Raw genomic sequence first — 23,055 nt, 5'->3', positions numbered from 1 at the left:
GGGGATGAAGGAATGAAAAAGGTACTAAAAGCAGGGCTTGTAGCTGGGGGAGTTATGGCAATACTTGCAGGATGTTCAAGTGATGAAGGGGATAGCGGTACTTCGAACAGCAGCGGTGGCAATTCAGGCACAATTGATATGTGGGTATTCGGTACAACAGGTTACGAAAAGCTTGCAGAAGCTTATATGGAAGAAAATCCGGATGTTGAAATTAACATTCAGACAACTGAAATGGGTGACCACCACAATAACTTATTCACTGCATTATCAGCAGGTCAGGGTGCACCTGATATCGCAATGATCGAGGTTGGGGAAATCGAGCGTTACCGCGATGCACAGGATCGTTTCGTGAACCTTTATGACCTTGGTGCAGGAGACGTTCAGGGTAACTATCTTGACTGGGTTTGGAACGTAGGCGGAAGCGCTGACGGCGAATTCCAGTTTGGTCTTCCAACTGATATCGGACCAACTGCTATGTACTACCGTACAGATGTAGTAGGAGAAGCGGGCTATCCAACGGATCCTGCAGAACTTGCTGCTGAAGTTGACACATGGGATAAATACGCAACATTTGCAAAGGACATTGCTGAAGCAACTGGCAAGCCTGTTGTTGATAATGCAGAGCTGATCTTCAACGCTAAGCGTGACCAGGCATCTGAACATTACTTCAACCGTGATAATGAACTGATTGTTGAAGACAATGCTGAAATTCGTGAAGCATACGACTATACAGTAGAGTTGATTCAGGCAGATGCAGTTGGAAACATGCCGCTTTGGACACCTGAATGGGGTCAGGGTATGGCTGAAGGTTCTTACGCAACACTTCTTGGACCAGCTTGGATGCAGGGTGTCGTAAAAGGAAATGCACCTGATTCTGAAGAGTGGATGATTACAACAATGCCTGAAGGTGCCGGTAACTGGGGCGGTTCTTACCTGACGATCTCTGAAGAGTCTGAGCAGCAGGAAGAAGCATATGCATTCATTGAGTGGTTAGTATCTCCTGAAAATCAGCTGGAGTCATTTAAAGACATGGGACTATTCCCTTCAACACCAGCTGTATATGAAGAAGAAGAGTTCACAAGTTATACAGATGAGTATTTTGGTGACATCAATACAGCAGCTGTATTCGCAGAAGCAGCTGAGCAGGTAAATGATGTGTACAAAGGACGTAACTACCTGCTTGTACAGGGTGAAATTATGATGGCGCTGGATAATGTATTAAGCAGCGGCGGAGACCCTGATCAGGAGTGGGAAGATGCAATGGAAAGAATCAAACAGCGTCTTGAGCGTGAGTAAATAAGATTTACTAAGGGTGAGGTCCGCTTTAGCCGGTTCCTTGCCCTTTTCATTAAAAGGAGATGACCTTGTAAAATGGTATCAAAATCTGAGAAATACACTGAGAAAAAAGCAAGGCGATCTTTAACTGAAGAAAAGCGTCATAGTATAGCAGGTTATCTGTTTATTTCTCCGTTTTTCATTCTCTTTGCGATTTTCGGTTTATTCCCAATGCTGTTCAGCTTCTATCTTGCTTTCTTTAAGTGGAACGGCCTTGGAGAAATGACGTATAACGGCATTAACAACTTTACAATTATATTCAATGACCCGATCTTCTGGAAGTCGATTTATAACACCGTTGTGATTGGACTCTTAGGGACTGTGCCGCAGCTGATTATAGCCTTTTTACTTGCATATGCACTGAATTCACAGGTGCTTCGCTTTAAGAATTCTTTCAGAGTAGCAATCTTCATGCCTTACGTAACATCAATTGTGGCGGTAGCGATTCTGTTCAGTATCATCTTTAACAATCAATCATTCGGATTAGTTAACAGCTTCCTTGGCATCTTTGGTGTTGATCCAATTGTCTTTACCCAATCTGAGTGGGGAGCAAAAATTGCGATTGCAGCGATGATTTTCTGGCGTTGGGTTGGTTATAATACGATCATTTTCCTTGCAGGAATGCAGAGTATTTCAAATGATTTATATGAAGCTGCAAAAATTGATGGTGCAACACTATCACAGCAGCTGCGTTACATTACGCTGCCAATGTTAAAACCTTTCGTACTGTTTACAGTATTCATGGGAACAATCGGGTCACTGCAGATTTTCACGGAACCACTGATCTTCTTTAACGGAAACCTGCGTCCAGAAGGTATTACAGTTGTAGCTTATCTGTATCGTGATGCTTTTGAAAGTAACTTCTTTGGAACAGCATCAGCAACAGCGATCGTGCTGTTTGCAATCATCATGGTGTTCTCAGTATTAAACCTGTTAATTACAAACCGGCTTGGCCGCGGGAAAGCGAGGAAGGCTTAAATGAAAGAAGCAACAGTTAATCAACCTAAAAAGCATTCGGGAAGATTCGTCCTGTACGGCTTGCTTGTTTTTGCCGGACTTGTATCACTATTCCCGTTCTACTGGATGTTTGTCATGGCGACTCAGCCAAATCACGTGATCAACCAGACGCCTCCTGCGCTTCTGCCTGGGCCTGAGCTTGTGACGAACTTTACAAATGTACTTGGTCAAATCGATTTCTTTGGGGCAATGATGAACTCACTGATTGTATCAGTAGCCGTTACTGTCGGAAGCCTTTTCTTATGCTCGTTAGCAGGCTTTGCATTTGCGAAGCTTAAGTTTAAAGGGCGCGACGTACTGTTCGTGCTGATTCTGATTACAATGATGATTCCGCCTCAGCTTGGATTAATTCCAACCTACTATATTATCAGTCAGCTTGGCTGGTTAAGTGATTTGAAGGCAATCATTGTACCAGGTCTGATCAATGCATTCGGGATCTTCTGGATGCGTCAGTATATTAAAGAAGCTGTTCCTGACGAGCTGATCGAAGCAGCACGTATTGATGGATGCTCAATTTTCAGAGTGTACTGGAACATTGTAACACCGGCAATTCTTCCTGCTTTCGCAACGCTTGGCATTATTGTTTTCATGAATGTATGGAACGACTTCTTATGGCCGTTAGTCGTACTTCAGGACCAGTCGAGCCATACGCTTCAGGTAGCACTTCGTGCGCTAAATGATTCCTATAGCCGTGATTATGGTATGATATTATCAGGTACATTCTGGGCAACAGTACCATTAATCATTGTCTTCCTGCTATTCAACAAAGCGTTTATCAGCAGTCTTACACAAGGGGCTGTAAAGAGTTGAGTGTGCTGAAGACCGGGGAGTCTAGGAAAATGAAGGTAACCATTAAGGATATCGCCAAATTGGCCGGCGTTTCTCAGGCTACTGTTTCTAAAATTATTAATAACTATCATGATGTCGGGCAGGAAACAAGAAAGCGCGTCATAGAAATTATGGAACGCGAAGGCTATCGTCCTTCCCAGTCACGCATGATCAACGATAAAAAAACCAATGTAGTTGGAGTCGTATTTGCCGGACGGGTTAACGCTGATTTAACCCATCCGGTTTTTGTTGAAGTACTGAATGAATTCAAAAAGACAATTGGTCAGTTAGGTTATGACCTTATTTTATTTTCGAATGAACAGTTCTTTGAAGTGCGGGAAAACTATCTTGCCAGATGTCAGCATTTTGAAGTGGATGGCTGCCTGATTATTGCAGGTGACCAGGTTGAGTCCTCAGTCTATGAGCTTGATCAGAGTTCAATCCCATGTGTGGGCGTGGATATCGAACTGACCGGACCTTTTTCAAGCTATGTCATGAGTGACAGTAACAGTATCGCTGGAAAAGTGGTTGAACATTTTTACCTGAATGGTCACCGTAAGATTGCTTACATCGGCGGCACGAACGGTTCTCTTGTTGCAGATTCGAGATTGAGTGCATTTAAGCAGACGCTGAAGTATTACGGTCTTCCGATAAAGGACGAATGGTTTTACGAAGGTGACTTCTTTGAAAAGAGCGGGTATGACGGAATGAACCTCCTGCTTGATCAGGATGAGACGCCGACAGCTGTTTTTGCAAGCGCGGATCTGATGGCGATTGGTGCGATGAAGGCAGCGAAGGAACGCGGACTTCACGTTCCGGATGATATCTCTATTATCGGCTGTGACGATATTCTGCCTGCAAGGTACGTAGAACCGCCACTGACAACGGTCAGACAGGATAAAGTGAAGATGGGCAAAATGGCTGCTCACATACTACTTGACCTGATTAAAAACCATATTGAGTCCAGTACAGTGGCTGTAGAACCTGAACTTGTTATCAGGCATTCAACAGGCGCTGCATTGCAGACAAACAACTAAGAAACTGCCGGGTACTGCGGCAGTTTTTTTGTATGTAAATGGGATGGGCAGTTAGTATATATGTATCAGGTTGAAGGGTATGTAAAGAATAATGGAAACTGTAAAGCTGTAAAAGAGGTGAAAAACTGATGGGCAATAAAGTATTTCTGATTCATGGATTTAATAAAGGTGCAGCAGATATGTATCCGCTTGAGCGTTTTCTCAGTCAGAGGGGTTACGATTGTATTACACTTTCATTTGAGCTGCGATTTCAGCCTTTTGAACATGCAGCAGAGGTGCTGTCTGCTTGCCTGAAAAATAAGATCATGGATGGTGAAAAAGTATTTTTAGTCGGGCACAGCACCGGCGGCATTGTCATTCGCAAGGTGCTTTCGGATCATGTGTGTGCCGGTAAAGTAGCGCGTGCAGTACTGATTGCAACCCCAAACCAGGGAAGCGGTCTGGCTGGCGCAGCGCACATGATCCGTCCTTTCACAGCGGTTTATAAGACGCTTATTTCTATTACACCGGACTTCCTTCATCAATATCCATTTGCCCCTTCAAATGTGGAGATCGGAGCGATTGCAGGTGACCGTGCGGGACTTTTACTCGGAAAAATGCTCAGGGAGCGTAATGATGGCCGTGTTGAAACAGCTTCTGTCTGGCTGCCTGATATAAAAGACTTTCTGATTCTCCCATACCACCACAAACAAATTCATCATCAGCCTGAAACTGCCGGACTGATCGATCGCTTTTTTCGGCATGGCAGCTTTCATTAACATACTTGGCGCAGGTCAGCCGACTGCTGAGCAGGAAATTCTGATATAGTTAAGAAAAAGAGTAACGGGGCTGAGGACATGGAAGAATATAAGATCATTGAACGGCTTCAGGCGCATGAACCAATTATTCTCGGAGAAGAGACTGTAAGCCATTATTCTATTTTAATCCCTTTTATTAAAAAAGAAGATGGACTTCATCTCCTGTTTGAAGTACGCTCGCTGACAATGCGCAGGCAGCCCGGAGAAGTCTGCTTCCCGGGCGGTAGAGTTGATCGCGATGATGACAGCGCGAAAGGTGCAGCCGTCCGGGAAGCCCAGGAAGAATTAGGGCTTGGCGATGCATCGATCGGACGTGTCTATTCTTTTGGTAAGCTTGTATCCCCTTTTGGCATGACAATCAGCACATATGTCGGTTTTATTGATCATGAATCTGAGATTCAACCAAATCCGGCAGAGGTTGAAGAAGTATTCACTGTACCGCTTTCCTACTTTTTAAACGAAAAGCCGGATGAGCACATTATTAAAGTTGAAGTGAAGCCTGAAGATGGCTTTCCATATGACCTGATTGCCAATGGCCGTGAGTATAAATGGCAGACAAGACAATATGCAGAGTACTTTTACCACTATGAAGGCAGGGTGATCTGGGGGCTGACAGCGCGCGTGCTGAAGGAGTTTGTAGAGAAAGTTTTAATAGGAGAATCATAAGTTCCGACTGGGGATTTGTCCGGTCGGAACTTTTTTATGAGCCAATTGACCCGAAGTGGCGAACAGGGGCCGGTGAGTGTCGAAGATATGGTGGTGAGTGCCGAAACGGTCACGTTTAGTCTCGAACCACCCGGGTGATATGCCGAACCAACCGGATTCAAACCCGAACCCCACCAAACCGGTCACTGCGAAAATACAATTATTTCTGAATTTTTTCACTTTAGTACTTTTAATCATTAAAACTTCTGTGTACAATGGTTCAAATAAAGAGCCAAAAAAGGAGTTATGACAGATGAAGACAAAAGCATTAGAGATTTTAAAAAGACAGCAGCTAAAAGTGAAGCCATCTGAGGAAGTCCCTTTTGGTACAACGTTTACAGATCATATGTTTATTATGGATTATGAAGAAGGGCGGGGGTGGCACGATGCGCGCATTACACCATACTCTCCACTGACTCTGGATCCTGCAGCGATGATTTTCCACTATGGTCAGACGATCTTCGAAGGATTAAAAGCTTATCGAACAGAAGACGACAGGATTCTTCTGTTCCGTCCGGAGAAAAATTTTGAGCGCCTGAATCTTTCAGGAGCGCGTCTGAGCATTCCGCCTGTTGATGAAGAGCAGGTGCTGGAATATTTAAAAACGTTAGTTGAGCTAGAAAAAGACTGGGTACCGTCCAAACCTGGACACTCTTTGTATATCCGTCCGTTTATTATTGCAACGGAACCTAATCTTGCGGTCAGCCCCTCAAAAACGTACCGGATGATGATTCTGCTTTCTCCAGTCGGACCTTATTTCCCGGGTGGGCTGAAGCCTGTCACAATACACGTTGAACAGGAATTCACGCGCGCTGTAAAAGGCGGGACTGGTATGGCGAAGACAGCGGGAAATTACTCATCGGGCTATCAGGCACAGGCCGGCGCTAAAAAAGCAGGGAACGCAGATGTTCTATGGCTTGATGGCATTGAAAAACGCTACATTGAAGAAGTGGGCAGTATGAATATTTTCTTCAAAATTAATGGAGAAGTCGTAACACCTGCACTGAGCGGCAGTATTTTGAAAGGTGTCACGCGAATGTCAATTATCGAAGTACTGAATAGCTGGGGCATTCCTGTTACAGAGCGCCGTATTTCAATCGATGAGCTATATGATTTATATGACAAGGGACAAGTTGAAGAAGCATTTGGAACAGGTACAGCAGCTGTGATTTCACCGGTTGGCGAGCTAAACTGGGGAGACAAAAAAATGGTCTTCAATGATCACAATATCGGAGAGCTGTCCCAAAAACTATATGACACAATCACCGGCATCCAGACAGGCAGAAGGTCTGATGAATTCAACTGGACAGTCGAGGTAAAATAACTTTCTTCAAGCGCCCTTCCTGAGGTAAAATAACAGTCAGGGAGGGCGTTTTCATATGGTATATGTAGCATTAATTATGACGCTGATGATGCTCGCTTTGATCATTGGTGTTGTCATGAACAATAACAAAAAGATCCATCAGGATGTCGCGGGCAGACTGAGTAATGATAAAAAACTTGAGCAACAGGTAGTCAATCTGATCAGAAGCGGTCAGGACGAAGAAATTGTTGTACGGTTTGTGAGAGACGAAACGGGATTGAATCAGCCTGAAGCACAGAAATATATCCGCAGGCTCCAAACCGAGCGTGGGCTGTAATTGGTTTAAGAGACTATATACTGGGAAAAGACTTACCAGTTCTTAAAAAGGAGTGGTTAGATGACCCAATTACTTGAGCCAGGCAGAAATTATACCGGGGAAGAGCTTCAGAAGATCAGTGAAAATGAAGATATTTTATTGCTGTCCTCCAATGAAGACCAGCTCTTTACTGATGCATCGCGTGAATACAGAGTGGTTTCATGGTATGAGGGCTTTCACAGTCACGGTGCATCCTACCAGACAAAGCGTGCTTATATTTTGGAGAAGGTTTAGGTTTGATGGAGCTGGAGACAATGTGCCAGCTCTTTTTTCGTCTGTAAGGCTGGAGAATTGTTCAGCAGCAGATAGTTGTAAGTGTGAGTTGCGGATCGTGAATCGAGAATCGAGAAGGAATCGGGTGATCTGTTGAAGGGATAAGCGTTCGTCTTGAAGGAATCCAATTCATTGATGATGGAAATAGACGCCATGAAATCTAAATGAAGGAATCTTTTTAAATTCTGAGTGAAAAAATTTCAGATTGAAGGAATCCAATTCGCTTCTGATGGAATAAGTACTGAAATGAAGGAAATCCCTCCGTCCCCCGCTACTCCTGATCGCGCCACCTCGCCCCCGCCACCGTGATCCAATCCATCTTTCCAATGACCTAATTCTCACACTCTGACTATATTTATCTGAATCTTGTGATAATATAAAAGGGAACAACTGGGAGAAAGGGGTATGGGCATGATTGATAAAACGGTCGGGCAAGTGGTGAAGGACATGGCGCATTCATATGGGGATGTGGAGGCGTATGTGTATCCTGAGCATGGAATCCGAAAAACGTATAGCGAGTTTGATCAGGAAACAGACGAGCTTGCAAAAGCATTTATGGGAATCGGGATCGGAAAAGGGGAGCATGTCGCGATATGGTCTGACAATAAACGTGAATGGCTGTTAAGTCAGTACGCAACGGGGAAAATGGGTGCTGTTCTGGTCACTGTGAATACCAACTATCAGCAGGCTGAGCTCACTTATCTGCTGGAGCAGTCTGATGCAACGACGCTGATCCTTGGAGAGGAATTTAAAGGAACCTCATACATAGATATTATCAACGCAGTATGTCCGGCGCTTGCTTCTTCTGAAAAAGGAAACCTCAAGCAAAATAAGCTGCCGCATTTAAAAAGGGTGATCGTGATGAGCGATCATGAGTACCCTGGTATTTATACATGGTCAGAATTCCGTCAGTTTGCCGGTGAAATTTCAGATCAGGCACTGACTGAAAGACTCGAAGCAATTGATGTGCAGGATGTCATTAACATTTAGTACACCTCCGGGACGACAGGTTTCCCGAAAGGTGTCATGCTTACCCATCATAATATCGTCAATAACGCGCAGCTCATTGGTGACTATATGAATCTTACAATCACTGACAGATTGTGCATTCCGGTGCCATTTTTTCATTGCTTTGGTTGTGTCCTTGGCACACTTGCAGCAGTCACTCATGGATCCACAATGGTGCTGCTTGAACAGTTCGATCCGCTTATGGTATTGAAGGCTGTACAGGAAGAAAAGTGTACGGCATTACACGGTGTGCCAACCATGTTCATTGCTGAGCTGAATCATCCTGACTACCATACATTTGATACATCATCACTGCGTACAGGCATTATGGCGGGCTCACCCTGCCCAATTGAAGTAATGAAAAAAGTGATTCATGATATGGGAGCGGATGAAATCACGATCTGTTACGGTCAAACTGAGTCGTCACCGGTCATTACGCAAACCAGACCGGATGATGCGATTGAAAAACGCGTCGCAACAGTCGGCAAGCCGCACCCGGATGTGGAAGTGAAAATTATCGATCCGGTAACAGGACAGGAAGTGAAAACCGGTGAACCGGGAGAATTGTGTACGAGAGGCTACCTGATTATGAAAGGCTACTATAAAAATCAGGAAGCAACGGATGCTGCAATTGATCATGAAGGTTGGCTTCACACAGGTGATATTGCGGTCATGGATGAAGATGGGTATATTGCGATTACGGGCCGCATCAAGGATATGATTATCAGAGGTGGGGAGAACATTTACCCGCGGGAAATAGAAGAGTTTCTCTATCAGCACCCGTCAATTCAGGATGTACAGGTTGTCGGAGTCCCGGATCCGAAGTACGGGGAAGAATTAATGGCCTGGGTTATTTTAAAAGAGGGCTCATCCCTTAGTGAAGACGAACTCAGAACTGATTGCCGTGGAAAAATATCGCATCATAAAATTCCGAGATACATCGAATTTACAGATGCATATCCAATGACTGCTTCCGGTAAAATCCAGAAATACGTGCTGAGAGAGATGTCGCTTGAAAAAGCCGGCGTTGAAACGTCATAATAGAGAATGAACCGGATCTGTCAGCAGGTCCGGCTTTTTCATGATGCAATTTACTTAAAAAGCCTATATGATGATTTTAAACATATATTGAAGTAACGCAGGGAGGGGATTCAGTTGGAAGAACTGGCGGAAGTTCAACATTTAATCGAAGAGTCAGGCTGGCTAGGTCCGGCCCTGTTTATCCTGCTGCACCTTATCAGACCGCTGTTATTTCTGCCGGTAATCTTAGTATGTGTGGCAGGCGGTCTGTTGTTTGGTTTTATAGAAGGTGCCATCCTGTCATTTATCGGACTCACATTAATGAGCTTTGTCTCTTATACATTAATCTATCGCTTCCCGGCATTCAAACAAAAACTTTCAAAGCTGAAAGATAAAGTACTGCCGGATCGTCATTTATCAGTGGGGCAGATCATGGTGCTTCGGATTATGCCATTTGTCCATTTTCATCTTTTATCCTTTTACTTAATGGAAATGACTGAAACGCGTAAGGAATATATGATTTATTCTATGGTCGGTGTCATTGCTCCAGCGGTCATCTATACTGCCTTTGGCGGAGCAATTCATGAGCTGCCGTGGTATGGAACGACCGTGTTGTTTATTTTACTGCTGGTTGTCTATAAGATGATCGGTAAAATGCATAACGATAAAATGGATACGATCTCATGATCAGCAGCACATGATAAATGGATGTGCTGCTGAAGTGTGTTCATAGCTCCAGGCCGGCTGTTTATCAGGTGCTTTGTAATGCCACGCTGCTAGCGCTGCACCACATGAATCAATGGAATGAGTGGTTTCAGCAAGATCTTCTGTCAGTCCACGCATCCCCTGCTCTTGCAGCCAGTGGAAAACTTCTGCCCTTTTTGAAGGGTCTTTTTTATAGCTGAGCGCTGGTGTGGGATCTTCCATCCTCAAGCCGACCGCAGCGCCAGGATGCACTTCAATAATCTCAAGATCGTCTTTATTCAGATTCTGCAGCATTCGTGTGAGCTGGATGCCTCTAAGCGTGATATAGACCATTCTTGTCATTGTCGGCGTCATGATGGAACTGCCATTCAATCCTCCTGCTTTTAACACACTTCTGAGGGCCTTATCATGCGGCCTGTCTCCCCCTCCGTCCTGATAAGATAAGGGGGCGTCGATGCCAACTGTTACTTCTCCCTCGGTAAGGCACTCCTCAACAAGCTTCAGAATCTCATCGTCTGAAGCGTCTGAAATGGATTTTTTTAAGCTTAAATGATTGTTATTCATATAAAAAGCTGAGGCCACTGTATCTTTGTGATTGGCAGGACCTGATAAATCGATTCCAATAATGATCATAGACGTGCTCCTTTAAGCAGAATATACGTTAATCATACCAGTTTGTAAGAGTAGCAGGTATTGTGTGTGGGGTGCGCAGCGTTCAAATAGTCAAACAGGTGAGCCGATGATCTCCAGCGATGAACCGGAAATCCGCACAGCTGAACGAAATACATCCCCGAACCATGGCGGCATGCATATTCATTTCAGGACAAATGTCCTTTTTTACACATGCTATCATTAGCAGCAGAGAACAAATTGTGTAAAGTAGTAGAGATTCATTGTAAAAAGAAGTAAGGTTATGACAGAGCTTTGCCACCAGGGCAAGGCTTTTATTCTTGAAATGAGCAGGTGAACAGCATGAAAATCTGGATGTACATCATTGCATTATTTTTAATTTCTATTAATCTCAGACCGGCGATAACTTCAGTAGCGCCACTTTTAGATACGATCCAGCAGGACCTGGGTATGAGTGGAACAACTGCCGGGCTGTTAACAACGCTGCCTGTGTTATGCATGGGAATTTTTGCGCCGTTTGCGACAAAGATCAGTGAGCGGGTTGGGCTTGAACGCGGTATTTTCTATTCTCTCGTCTTAATCACCATTGCGACTGCATTAAGAGGGTTTTTCGGAACAGTTCCATTATTGATAGTGACGGCGTTTTTAGCCGGTGTAGGGATTGGTGTAGCCGGTCCGCTTGTGTCAGGCTTTATCAAACAGTACTTTCCGACAAAGCCCGGAGTGGTGGGGATTTATACCGTCTCAATGGCGATTGGTGCAGGCAGTGCGACCGGCATTTCAGCACCGATTTATGAGTCGCTTGGCAACTGGGAGACTGCGCTTGCGATCTGGGCTGTGCTTGGACTTGCTGCAATGGTTGTCTGGATCAGGTTCCCTGGTAAAAAACAGGCTGGTCTGCCTGAGAAGTCGGCATTACCATGGACAAGCGGACGAGCCTGGTTGATTTTATTGTTCTTTGGGCTGATGTCGAGCATTTTCTATTCTGTTACTGCCTGGGGTGCGCCGATTATTCAGAGTATGGGCTATAACTCTGTGGTTGCGGGTTCTATGCTGACTGCATTCGTTCTGATTCAGATTCCATCATCATTTATCATTCCAAGTCTTGTAGCGAGATTCGGCTTTGTGTTCCCAACACTGATTGGATGTACAGTCATCGAACTGACCGGCGTCATTCTGCTGATTGCAGGAAGTCAGCCACTGATAGCAATGCTTCTGATTGGACTTGGTGCAGGTGGGTTATTCCCGCTCGCATTAATGCTGCCGATTATTGAAACTGATTCCTATCAAAAAGCAAGCGCGTGGGCTGCAATGTCACAGGGCGGTGGCTACGTCATTTCAGCACTGGGTCCACTTGGCGTCGGTGTCGTCTATGATCTGACCGGCAGCTACATCAATGCACTTTATGGCATGACTGCGATTATCTGCATGATGGGTATACTTCAGGTGATGCTATGGGTAACGGCTAATCGTACAACGCTCAAAAAACAGCACTGATGAACAGTGTAGAGTGAATCAATCAGGGGTAATGACATGTTAGAGGTGAACTGAATATGAGACCATATACTGAGATTCGTTCAGATGAAGCGTTAGACAAGCTTATAAATCAGACTTTAAGTGTTTTATATATTTCAAGAAATGGCTGCAGCGTATGTCATGCGCTGCTTCCTAAAATTCAGCAGGTCATGGGGGACTACCCTGAGGTTGAATTTGGGCATATTCTTGCAGACGACTATGAAGAAGTGGCAGGGAAATTATCAATTTTTACAGTACCTGTCGTGCTGATCTTCTCTGAAGGTAAAGAACTGCTGAGAGATGCACGCTTTATAAGGGTTGAGGAGTTCAGGGAATCACTTGATAAAATGACTGCTCTTCTCGAAGAGTAAAAAGGCAGGCTGATCAGCTTGCCTTTTTGTCTTTTATTTATTATCATTATTACATTATAATTATTTTAAATAAGAAAAAAGGAAGTAATGATCATGACAAAGGATGCTCAGGCTGCAATTCAGTTCAGCCATGTAAATTATCAATCAGGCGATACACAAATTCTTCACGATATTACCGGATGGTTCCCCAAAAACCGTATTACTACGCTCGTAGGGCCATCGGGGGCAGGGAAAACTACATTGTTCAGACTTTGTAATGGACTGATTTCTCCCGGTTCAGGTGAAATTTATATAGACGATCAAAAAATTTCATCATACGACCCGGTTGAGCTCAGAAGAAAGGTGGGGATCGCCCTGCAGACAGCGACCATGGTGCCTGGAACTGTTCGTAAAAATATGGCACTGTCTTTTGAACTGCAGGGCAAAGAGCTTCCTGCTGAGACAGCAGAAGAGATGATCAGGCTGGTCGGACTTGATGAAGGTTTCCTTGAGCGGGATGCAAAGGATCTATCAGGTGGTCAGCGTCAGAAGGTATCGATTGCCAGGACGCTTGTGATGAAGCCTGAGATTCTGCTGCTGGATGAGATCACTTCATCACTGGACCGTGTCTCACAGCAGGAAATTGAAGAGCTGATTGTCAGAATTAATGAGACATATCACACAACAATTATGTGGATCACGCACAACCTGAAACAGGCACTCTCGATTGGCGAATATACGTGGGTCATGATGGACGGCGAGCTTGTCGAAACAGGGGAGAGCGGTCTGCTGAAGGACCCTCAGAATCCGCGCGTTCAAACCTTTGTAAAGGGGGAAGCGGAATGAGTTTTCTTTTACTGGGTTTATCACTGATTTTCGTATTAATTCCTCTTGTACTCTCGAGAACATTGAACCTTGGCCTTGAAAAGGATGCGCTGGTTGCGACAATCAGAGCGATCATCCAGCTTCTTGCGGTTGGTTATATCCTGCAGTTTGTCTTTGATGCTGAAAACTTTTTCTATATTTTCTTAATGGTTGTTTTAATTATCGGAGCCGCTGTTCAAAATGCACGTAAAAAAGGCGTCTCCATTAAAGGGATCACGTGGAAACTAATTGTCACATTTGTCTTTATTGAAGTGTTAACGCAGGGGATTTTACTAGGTTTGAATATTACGCCTGCCACTGCGCAGTATATTATTCCAATCAGCGGTATGGTCATTGGGAACTCTATGGTTTTATCCATTTTATTTTTAAATCGATTCACATCTGAAATAGAGTCAAGAGAAGCTGAGACTGAGTTGATTCTCTCATTGGGTGGTACGCCGAAGCAGGCGATTCACCGACCTCTTATCTCATCTGTTCAGGCAAGTACGATCCCGACAATTGAAAGCCAGAAGACGATTGGTCTCGTCCAGCTGCCGGGGATGATGAGCGGTCAGATTATTGCAGGTGCAGATCCGCTTCAGGCTGTGATGTTCCAGCTTTTGATTATTTTCCTGCTGCTGACAACAGCTGTTGTAACAAGCGCAATGCTAGGGTTCCTTTCTTATCCGACACTCTTTAATGAACGGATGCAGCTGTTAAAACCTGAGAAAAAACAAAGCAAATAATTTTTGCGTAGACGTACAACTGAAATGATCGTATAATTTTTAAAAATGAATCTGATAAGGGCAAACTTCTCCGAAAGGGAAGGACGCAAAGCCGTGAGCCTGTCTGTTACTCACATGGTTGTCTGGCTGCCGGGTTCTCATTCTATGAGGACCACCTTATAGAATGGAGGACAAAATGAAAAAGGTTATTTGTGCTGCTCTGTTATGTCTGGTTATGGGAATGATGTCAAGTATGGGAATGCCGGCAAAGGCTTCAACGATTGAAAAAGCCACATGGTTATGGAATCCGTGGTCTCTGATTGATGGAACGCCTGAAACGCTGGAGTTTTTATCTGAAAAGCAGGTCACAAAAGTTTATGTGCAAATTGACCGGGACGTCTCTAAAGAGGTCTACCGTGCGTTTATTCAAGGCGCAACAGCAAGAGGGATCGACGTGTATGCGCTTGATGGAGCACCAGACTGGGCTGCACCAAAAGGATATCTTCAGCTCAGACAGACGTTAGGATGGGTGGAGCAGTATCAGCAGTCTTCAGCAGCAGAATCCGATTTTAAAGGCATTCATCTGGATGTGGAGCCCTACCTGTATAGCAGATGGAATTCAAAACGGGGGACTGTCGTTAAAGCCTATCAGTCTCTAATTAAAGAAGCTGCAGTAAAAGCAGATCAGTTACATATCAGAATGGAAGCTGACGTTCCTTTCTGGTTTGATGAGATTAAATATAAAAATACGTACGGAAGCGGGCTGCTTTCTGACTGGGTGCAGCAGCATACTGACGGTATTACGATTATGGCGTACCGTGATTCCGCTAAAGCGATTGTCCCATTAACGCTGCACGAGCTGACTACTGGTCAAAGGCTTGGGAAGCCTGTTGTGATTGGTGTTGAAACAGGTCAGACAGCTGAAGGTGATTTTCTGACGTTTTATCAGGAAAGCGAATCTGTGATGAATCATGAGCTTGATCAGGTCTATCAGCAGGTAAAAAATTATACGAGCTTTAAAGGTTTTGCGATTCACCATACTGAAAGCTGGAGAGCGCTTAAGCCTTAAGATTCAAAAGAACTTTTCCAAAATTTACGGGAAAGTTCTTTTTCGTTGTTAAAAGAGTTGTATAATAGGGAAAAAAGAACGAAAAAAGGATTGTAAATACGAACATTTACATAGGATGTGGGCAGATGAGTAAAAAATATCAGGACATGCTGAATAAAAGGATTGAACAGACGGTAATGGAATGGGGTGCAAAAGGTGCCGTTACCGAAGATGAACTCTATCGTTTTTTTCACGGACTAAAAGGCACCGCAGGGACAATTGGGCTGATGGATTTATCTGACCAGGCGGAACAGGCTCTGGCGGAGCTGCGTGAAGATGGTGCACGAATTTTAACAGGTGGAGAGTGGAGGAAATTCTTTACATCAGCGCAGACCGCAGCGTTTAATCAGGAAGCAGCTGCGATCGAGCAACTAGAAAATATTCAGGATGAACTGACCCCTCAACCGGAAGCGATCCCATTTATTCTGATGATCGAAAAGGACGTTGAGTTCATTAAAAGAATGAAAGGCTTTCTAGAAGCACATGATTTTCAGGTGATTACAACTATGAACCTATCAAAGGGACTTGAACATTACTATGATCTATCGCCGGATTTATTGATCGTGGATCTTGATTTGTTATCTGAGGGTGATGAGTTATTAATTAGTGAAATGATGAAAAAAGCGAGAAAAGACTTAACACCGATTATTATCGTTAGTGGAGCGCTAACGGATGCAAAAAGAATAGAGGCCTATGAAACTGGTGTATTAGATGTAATCGGAAAGCCGATTAACGAAAATATTATTATCCCGTTTTTAAAGAACCGGATCTATCAGCGGAATATGCTGCTTGGTCAAATCAGGAATGATTTCTTAACCGGCGCACTAAAAAGAGATTGCCTTGATCAGGAAGTGTTAAGTGTAACTAAAAAAATGATTGATGGAAAAATGGATTCTGCTGTTTTCGCTATGATAGACCTTGATCATTTTAAGCAGGTGAACGATACTTACGGCCACCCTGCAGGAGATGAAGTATTAAAGGCTTTTGCAAAAATCATACTGGAAACCAAAGAGCCGGGTGAAAGGTTGATCCGTTTTGGAGGAGAAGAATTCTCTGTGATCTTACCTGATACAACATACGAAGAGGCTGAGAAAAAGGTTGAGGTCTGGCGCGAAGCTTTCAACCAGCAGGTATTTACAGCAGGTAATCAGGAGTTTAACGTCCGTTTTTCGGCAGGTTTGCATGAGTGGCACGGGGCAGTCCATGTGAAAGAGATTCTCGAGTGTGCTGATAAATCTCTTTATTTTGCGAAGGAGAATGGACGTAATTGTACAGTCCGATACTCAGAAGTTATTAAACTGCAGCTGACAACTGAACAAATGATGCTGATCGTTGTAGATGACGATGAATTAGTAAGAGAAATGCTGAAGGATCACTTTGAGCGCCGCGGAAAAGTTGGCGGACGGTCAGTTGATATTAAAACCTATTCAAATGGTGTAGATTTCCTGCAGGGCGACTGGTATGTATCGGGTAAGAAATATATGGTCCTGCTCGATGGAATGATGCCAAAAATGGACGGGATCGAAGTACTTGCAAAGCTGAGAGAAACTTACGGAACAAGGAATATTCTTGTTTCTATGCTGACTGCAAGACAGGGTGATCAGGAGGTTGAAAGGGCGCTCGGACTTGGTGCTGATGATTATATGGTGAAGCCGTTCAATGTAAGGGAAGTAGCTTCGAGAATTGACCGTATGATGGAAAGGATGTTCAACTAATGATCACAGTGATTTTATGGATTTCAGGTGCGTTTTTGCTGCTGCAGGTCATTGTGCTGATGTATCTATCTATTTCCAAGCAAAAAGGAATCCGTCATGATCAACAGGTTCATCGAATTTATAAGCAGATATTAGGCCGGTATCTCGCTTATCTGGACGGGGAGACTGACCTGGAACCTTCATTGCCATCAGATAAGCTGATTCGTATAAAAGTGCTTGAGAAGCTCTTATCAGGATATGCCACCAATATTAAAGGGGCTGAAAATGAGCAGCGTATGAGACAGACCGCTGAACGCTTTCTTGCTGATCATTACAGGCAGGTGCTGCAAAAAGGAAGCTGGGCAGAGCGTGTGAATACGCTTTTCTTTATTGAAGATTATCAAATGAGTGTGCTTCAAAAAGATGTGAAACATCACTACCTTTCATTAAAAGAAAAAGATGAAGAGTACAGGCAGTCACTGCGTGTGCTGGCGACATTTGGGGATGATAGTGTTCTTCAAATGCTGAAAAGTGATGACGCCATTTCTATTGGTTTCATGAAGGAATGCTTCAGAAGGCTGCCGGCAACGTCGGTAGAGAACCTGAAGAAAGATCAGGAGCTTCCTGTACAGGTAAAGCTTAGTATGATTTCTTATTTTGGTGAAACAGGCTTCTATGAGCATCTGCCGTATGTGGAATTGCATATTACGCATGCAGAAAAAGAAGTCCGGCTCAAGGCACTTGCGGCATTATGTCAGTACAGATATATATCATCAGCAGATAAAATTGTGCCATTTTTGACTTCTGAATTGTGGGAAGAAAGAATGTATGCTGCGAGGTTATCAGGGCTGCAGCAGCTGACGCGATATTCTACTGATTTGATGAAGCTGGCAGGAGATACAAACTGGTGGGTGCGATTTGCTGCATGCGAAGCACTGAAGCAGATGCCGGATGGTGAAATTCTGCTGACCTTTGCAGCAGAAGGGCACCAGGACCCGTATGCAAGGGACATGGCAAGACAGCTTCAGACTTTAAAAACGGGGGTGAGCAGATAATGGATTGGTTGAATTGGCTGGTTTATACTGCTGCCATCGTCATAATTATTTATATGGCATCAGTCTCTCTACTGTATATCGGTATGTTCATGGTTGCAGGACCGAGAATTAGAAAAGAGCGTCAGCTGAATCGGGATGCGCATATTGAAGAAATTTCCATGAATAAGGATACTTTTCCAATCTCGGTATTAGTACCTGCTTACAATGAAGAAGTCGGCGTTGTCAGCACGGCCAGATCGATGCTCGCACTAAATTATCCGCAATTTGAAGTCATTGTGATAGACGACGGTTCTTCTGATAAGACGAGCGAGCGCGTCATTACTGAATTCAGAATGAAGGAGATTGACCTGGCGATCCGCCGCTATTTTGATACAGCTGACGTTGAGCGTGCGTTTCAATCAACTTTATTCCCTCACCTCTTTTTAATCCAGAAACAAAATGGAGGGAAAGCGGACGCGCTGAATGCAGGAATCAACTTTTCAAAATACCCTTATTTTGCAGCAATTGATGGAGATTCTTTATTAGACAGGGATGCACTATTGAAAACAATGAAGCCGATTATTGATTCAAATGGACAGGTAACGGCAACTGGAGGAACAGTCCGGATTGCCAATGGTTCCAGAATCGTCAGGAGTGAAGTGGAAGAGATTGCTTTACCGAAGACGCCGATTGTATTGATGCAAATCGTTGAATACTTCAGAGCGTTTTTAATTGGCCGACTGGGCTTGAGCAGAATGAATATGCTGCTGATCGTATCAGGTGCATTCGGTGTATTTGAGAAAAATCGTGTCATTAAAGCTGGTGGCTATAAGGTGAACACTGTTGGAGAGGATATGGAACTTATCGTCAGAATGCATAAGTCGATTAAAGACGAGCGTTCTGATCAGAGGATTGAGTATATCCAGGATCCCGTCTGCTGGACAGAGGCGCCATCTACGATCAGTTCACTCAGATCTCAGCGGAGAAGGTGGCAAAGAGGACTGGCAGAGACGCTCTGGACTCATAAATCAATGCTATTTAATCCAAAGTATAAGGGGATCGGACTTTTTGCGCTTCCTTATTATTTATTTGTGGAGCTGTTAAGTGCGATCTTTGAATTGCTGGGTTATGTGATTATCATTGCCGGGCTGCTATTTGCCTTTATTTCCTGGGAAATCACTCTCATTATGTTTATTGCAACGGTCGTATACGGCTCATTAATTTCCAGCCTTGCTGTTTTGCTGGAGGAATGGACGTACCATAAATATCCGGATGTCAAAAGCCTGCTGAAACTATTCGCTTGGTCTTTAACAGAAGCATTCTGGTATCGTCCGCTGACCGTTTTATGGAGATGTGAGGGCCTGATAGCTGCGATCCGGCAGAAAGGTTCATGGGGGAATATGCAGCGAAAAGGGATTTCTGAAGAGGAAGCCGCGTAAAACAATAAAAGTCCGGGACACAATACGCCCCGGACTTTTACTTATTCACTGGAGTTAAATAATTCCTGCAGTATATAATATGAATCTTTTAATCTTTCTTCAGATTGCGGGATATCCCACTTTTCCCACTTATAAGACTCAAAAGGTGTCTGCTCAATCACTTTTTGATCATTCCTGCTCATGATCGCAGCTGAAATGTTGATCGCATCAATCTCGATAGATGAGGTCAGGCCATCCTGCTGAATATCCCCGGTGAACTCCCGCTGGCTTGGATCTTTGGCATTTAACATCATCCAGGGAATGCGGATTTCAATCAGTCCATCTTCAGTATAGTAATAGTCTGCAAGTGAATCATATTCCTCGTGATCAGGATCTCCAATGCCATACTTTAATGCACCGGTTTCGTAGCTCTCAAACGGTATCAGCTCGTTTGTGTCGGGTCTGACAAACGCCTTATTCAGTGCCAGCCTGATCGGGTGGAACTCGTCTGGTTCTTCATTAGCCGGAATCATATCAAGCGTTGTAGCATAGTCAAAGTAAAATGTATCATAATCGCCTGCTACTTCCAGGTCAGCCTCTTTCCCTTTGAATCTCGCTCTAAAGTCAGCTGGTCCTTCGCCGGTTTCAATCCCTTTGTCAGGTCTTATGCTGAAGTAAAGGTCGAGCCACTGATCATCAAAGAAAGCTTCTGAAAGCTCCGGTACATCTAATTGGAGGTACAGGTATCGCTCGTCATGTAACCCCTTCAGTTCTTTGATTTGACCGGAATATTGTCCGAGACTCTGTGCTTCTTCGTCTTCTTTTCCATTAATTCTTCCAAGGTGTCTGTCAAAACTGAGGAGACCGAATTGCTGCTCGTTTGTCTGTGCATTTGACCAGTATGGACGTCGGTCCGGATTGTCATAATCCATCGTATTCCATGTTCGCTTAAACCATTCGTCCTGCCATGTGAAAACAAGACCTCCGAGCATATCAAGGTGAATCATATCTTCGTACAGCCTTGAGAGGATCTCTCCCTGCTCTGTTTCTTCAATAAAGCCCTGGTTCCATCCGAAAGGGTTTTCGTGTGTTTTACCTCTAGAAGCAGGGATACCGAATTCTGCAATCAGTATAGGCAGGTCATGACTTGCCTTCAGGTCGGCTAAATAACCTGCATAGTTATTAGGCTCGCCTCTGTGATCGATAAATTCTGTGTATTTTTCTTCAAGGTTTAAAAAGTCCGGATAATATGGATACACATGATAAGATGCGAACATACCGACTTCTTCCACATCACCAGATACAGAGATATGATTTGGGTCCACAGTGGCCAGGTCTTCCTGTTCAGATGGCTCTGCCGGATGTTCAAGGTTATCTGTTGTAACCCAGTTCGTAAAGCTTAACGGTCGCATGCTCTGATATTCTTCAAGCTCGTAATTGACAAGGTATTCAAATTGCTCTGCAAGCCAGATCTCCATCGGATCTGCATTGTCAGTGGAAATATAGTCTCCAGAAAAGTCTTCCATATCAGGATACTGCGATTTCATTTGATCAACCATAATCGGATACCATTCTATCCCAATCATCCAGCCGATCACATATTGAGAAACATCTGACCGATATACACCGGAAGCATGACCGGTTACATGGTCAATATTTGCATTTCCATGAATAGCATCAGTAATGTGCTGAATCTCTTCTCTGAAAGCTTCGGTACTTTCTTCGTTAAAAGCATCAAGCGTTTCCTCTAGCGGTTCTTCATCAGCCCATACACCATGCATCAAATAAATCGGTTCTTGTGCCTGTTCATTGTATGCAGCAAGCGCGTCATAGAATGCTGGAGGGTGAAGGGTGTAGACCCTTACTGTATTGGCATTCATTTCTCCGATCATCTTGAACCATCTATCATACTCTTCTCTTGTAATTGCTGCCTCTCCCGGGAAGTAGCCGGGCTTACCCATTCCCATGTTAACCCCTTTGATCGTGATGGGCTGCCATTCACTGTCGCGGTAAACTTCATACTGCTGTTCGTTTATTCTTGCAGGATATGAAATGTCATTGATTGAAGCCTGTGATTCCCTGGCTGAACTTTGATCTGCTGTAGCATTAGATTTTTCTGCTGCAAGATTAAAAGTTTTTTCAATCAATGGAGCAGCTGTCCGCCAGAAAAAGCTTTTATCAGGAGAAAATGTTTCAGGTGATAACCATCTCTGCACAGTTGCCATACCGGAAACCTGGAAGTATGATGGCAGACTTTCAACATCAGCATAGTCTCCGGCGAAGTAAGTAATATTCGCCTGTCGTTTTGTATGATGCAGCACCGCAGGAAATTGATCAGGAATCCCTGCATCTTTCAGCTTCCCGCTGCCGCTTGTGTTTGGTGACCAGTCATACCAGGCTGCAACGTCTTCTTCATCCTGAGGGAGCAGAATATCAAACCAATAACGATAGCCTGGGCTATCTTCAAGGTCAAAAAGTTCCTTTCCTTTCTCAGTAAAATTCAGTCTGATTGCTGTATCGTCAAAATCATTGTGATCAAGAACGAGAATGCTGTCCGAAGATTCGTTCAGTAAAATGAATCCCTCACCTTCATACTGCCAGTCACCCTGGGCATTCTCATATTGATCAATCATCCATGCCGGCACTTCTTCGCCTTCGAGGGAAGGGAAGTACCGGCCGATCCATCCTGTCCAATCTGCCTTGATGAATTCCATTACATCCTGCTTTACATTGTCAGCTGTGGGAGAAGCAAAAGAATTAAACTCCATTACAAGGTCAGTATCCTCACTTAACACCTGATTTTTAATGAGGTTCCAATCTTCCTGCATCAGCCCACCCTCAATCAGGTCGCTGCTCCCTGGTGTAGCCTCAACGTCTGCAGACCAGGGCAGGTCAGACTCATACACGCCATAAGTATCAGCAATGTAAATTAAATCCTTCCCCGTTAATGAAGAAGGGAAACGATAATTGTCGACAGATTCAGCCTGTTCATCTGTCTTCAATCCGATATAATCATTTTCTTCATTAAATTCAGTACCATCAGTTTTCTGATAATGATTGTGATTCAATAGCCAGGTTAAACTGTGGTGTTCACGGTATTTTTCGTCAGGAACCGTATAATCGATGATACTGACATCCAATTCTGTTTGATCTGTTGAAAACCATATAATGATCGGCAATGAAACGATTATGATGAGTCCTGCAATGAAAACCAATAGTTTTTTCAATCATCTGAACCTCACTTTTTTAAAATTTTCATCTTCATCTACTTATGTTAATAATAGTTTGAAAGTCATAATTAAACAATATAAAA

Annotated in this window: 20 protein-coding genes, 1 pseudogene and 1 riboswitch; of the genes and pseudogenes, 19 read left to right on the top strand and 2 right to left on the bottom strand. The window is 43.9% G+C overall.

Annotation, left to right across the window (positions count from 1 at the left end; genetic code table 11):
- Nucleotides 1–12: 12 nt before the first annotated feature.
- From DH10bf12_RS02605 to DH10bf12_RS02555, 11 genes and pseudogenes are all read left to right on the top strand, one after another.
- Complete coding sequence (locus DH10bf12_RS02605; RefSeq protein WP_471737063.1) at nucleotides 13–1,296, top strand: ABC transporter substrate-binding protein; 1,284 nt, start codon at nucleotides 13–15, stop codon at nucleotides 1,294–1,296.
- Between the two features lie 75 nt (nucleotides 1,297–1,371).
- Nucleotides 1,372–2,313 carry a carbohydrate ABC transporter permease gene (locus DH10bf12_RS02600; protein ID WP_471737062.1) on the top strand — a complete coding sequence of 314 codons (942 nt, stop codon included), beginning with the start codon at nucleotides 1,372–1,374 and terminating at the stop codon, nucleotides 2,311–2,313.
- A complete protein-coding gene (locus DH10bf12_RS02595; protein WP_471737061.1) occupies nucleotides 2,314–3,162 on the top strand; it encodes a carbohydrate ABC transporter permease in 849 nt (282 codons plus the stop codon).
- Between the two features lie 29 nt (nucleotides 3,163–3,191).
- Nucleotides 3,192–4,217: a LacI family DNA-binding transcriptional regulator gene (locus tag DH10bf12_RS02590; RefSeq protein ID WP_471737060.1), complete on the top strand. Its 1,026-nt coding sequence runs from the start codon at nucleotides 3,192–3,194 to the stop codon at nucleotides 4,215–4,217.
- Nucleotides 4,218–4,345: 128 nt separating this feature from the next.
- Entirely contained in the window at nucleotides 4,346–4,975 is a 630-nt protein-coding gene (locus tag DH10bf12_RS02585) for an esterase/lipase family protein (RefSeq protein ID WP_471737059.1), read from the top strand.
- A gap of 78 nt (nucleotides 4,976–5,053) precedes the next feature.
- A complete protein-coding gene (locus DH10bf12_RS02580) occupies nucleotides 5,054–5,680 on the top strand; it encodes an NUDIX hydrolase (protein ID WP_471737058.1) in 627 nt (208 codons plus the stop codon).
- A 292-nt stretch (nucleotides 5,681–5,972) separates the two neighbouring features.
- On the top strand, nucleotides 5,973–7,043 hold the full coding sequence (locus DH10bf12_RS02575) for a branched-chain amino acid aminotransferase (RefSeq protein ID WP_471737057.1): 1,071 nt from the start codon (nucleotides 5,973–5,975) through the stop codon (nucleotides 7,041–7,043).
- A 55-nt stretch (nucleotides 7,044–7,098) separates the two neighbouring features.
- The gene (locus DH10bf12_RS02570; RefSeq protein ID WP_471737056.1) at nucleotides 7,099–7,359 is read left to right on the top strand and encodes a hypothetical protein; all 261 of its coding nucleotides are present in this window, start codon (nucleotides 7,099–7,101) and stop codon (nucleotides 7,357–7,359) included.
- A gap of 60 nt (nucleotides 7,360–7,419) precedes the next feature.
- Nucleotides 7,420–7,632, top strand: coding sequence for a hypothetical protein (locus DH10bf12_RS02565; protein ID WP_471737055.1), 213 nt, complete (start codon nucleotides 7,420–7,422; stop codon nucleotides 7,630–7,632).
- Nucleotides 7,633–8,076: 444 nt separating this feature from the next.
- A pseudogene (locus DH10bf12_RS02560) lies at nucleotides 8,077–9,720 on the top strand (AMP-binding protein).
- A gap of 114 nt (nucleotides 9,721–9,834) precedes the next feature.
- Entirely contained in the window at nucleotides 9,835–10,386 is a 552-nt protein-coding gene (locus DH10bf12_RS02555; protein ID WP_471737054.1) for a TVP38/TMEM64 family protein, read from the top strand.
- On the opposite strand, the gene DH10bf12_RS02550 is transcribed toward DH10bf12_RS02555, so the two are convergent.
- A complete protein-coding gene (locus tag DH10bf12_RS02550) occupies nucleotides 10,387–11,037 on the bottom strand; it encodes a DUF429 domain-containing protein (protein ID WP_471737053.1) in 651 nt (216 codons plus the stop codon).
- Nucleotides 11,038–11,376: 339 nt separating this feature from the next.
- Between DH10bf12_RS02550 and DH10bf12_RS02545 the strand changes: the two genes are divergently transcribed.
- The 8 genes from DH10bf12_RS02545 (at nucleotide 11,377) to DH10bf12_RS02510 (ending at nucleotide 19,763) form a co-directional block, all read left to right on the top strand.
- Entirely contained in the window at nucleotides 11,377–12,531 is a 1,155-nt protein-coding gene (locus DH10bf12_RS02545) for an MFS transporter (protein WP_471737052.1), read from the top strand.
- A gap of 56 nt (nucleotides 12,532–12,587) precedes the next feature.
- On the top strand, nucleotides 12,588–12,920 hold the full coding sequence (locus DH10bf12_RS02540; protein ID WP_471737051.1) for a thioredoxin family protein: 333 nt from the start codon (nucleotides 12,588–12,590) through the stop codon (nucleotides 12,918–12,920).
- Between the two features lie 93 nt (nucleotides 12,921–13,013).
- Nucleotides 13,014–13,745 carry an ABC transporter ATP-binding protein gene (locus tag DH10bf12_RS02535; protein ID WP_471737050.1) on the top strand — a complete coding sequence of 244 codons (732 nt, stop codon included), beginning with the start codon at nucleotides 13,014–13,016 and terminating at the stop codon, nucleotides 13,743–13,745.
- Entirely contained in the window at nucleotides 13,742–14,509 is a 768-nt protein-coding gene (locus tag DH10bf12_RS02530) for an ABC transporter permease (RefSeq protein WP_471737049.1), read from the top strand. Before DH10bf12_RS02535 ends, DH10bf12_RS02530 begins: the two co-directional genes overlap by 4 nt.
- A 49-nt stretch (nucleotides 14,510–14,558) precedes the next feature.
- Nucleotides 14,559–14,643: riboswitch (cyclic di-GMP riboswitch) on the top strand.
- A gap of 41 nt (nucleotides 14,644–14,684) precedes the next feature.
- Complete coding sequence (locus DH10bf12_RS02525; protein WP_471737048.1) at nucleotides 14,685–15,557, top strand: amidase; 873 nt, start codon at nucleotides 14,685–14,687, stop codon at nucleotides 15,555–15,557.
- Nucleotides 15,558–15,682: 125 nt separating this feature from the next.
- The gene (locus tag DH10bf12_RS02520; RefSeq protein ID WP_471737047.1) at nucleotides 15,683–17,311 is read left to right on the top strand and encodes a GGDEF domain-containing response regulator; all 1,629 of its coding nucleotides are present in this window, start codon (nucleotides 15,683–15,685) and stop codon (nucleotides 17,309–17,311) included.
- Entirely contained in the window at nucleotides 17,311–18,345 is a 1,035-nt protein-coding gene (locus tag DH10bf12_RS02515) for a HEAT repeat domain-containing protein (protein ID WP_471737046.1), read from the top strand. Before DH10bf12_RS02520 ends, DH10bf12_RS02515 begins: the two co-directional genes overlap by 1 nt.
- Nucleotides 18,345–19,763, top strand: a complete 1,419-nt coding sequence (locus DH10bf12_RS02510) for a glycosyltransferase family 2 protein (protein WP_471737045.1) — start codon at nucleotides 18,345–18,347, stop codon at nucleotides 19,761–19,763. Before DH10bf12_RS02515 ends, DH10bf12_RS02510 begins: the two co-directional genes overlap by 1 nt.
- Before the next feature lie 41 nt (nucleotides 19,764–19,804).
- On the opposite strand, the gene DH10bf12_RS02505 is transcribed toward DH10bf12_RS02510, so the two are convergent.
- Nucleotides 19,805–22,969: a hypothetical protein gene (locus DH10bf12_RS02505; RefSeq protein ID WP_471737044.1), complete on the bottom strand. Its 3,165-nt coding sequence runs from the start codon at nucleotides 22,967–22,969 to the stop codon at nucleotides 19,805–19,807.
- Between the last annotated feature and the right edge of the window lie 86 nt (nucleotides 22,970–23,055).

Source organism: Jeotgalibacillus sp. 10bf12 (genome assembly GCF_055597105.1).
This window is presented reverse-complemented; position numbering and strand designations above follow the sequence as displayed.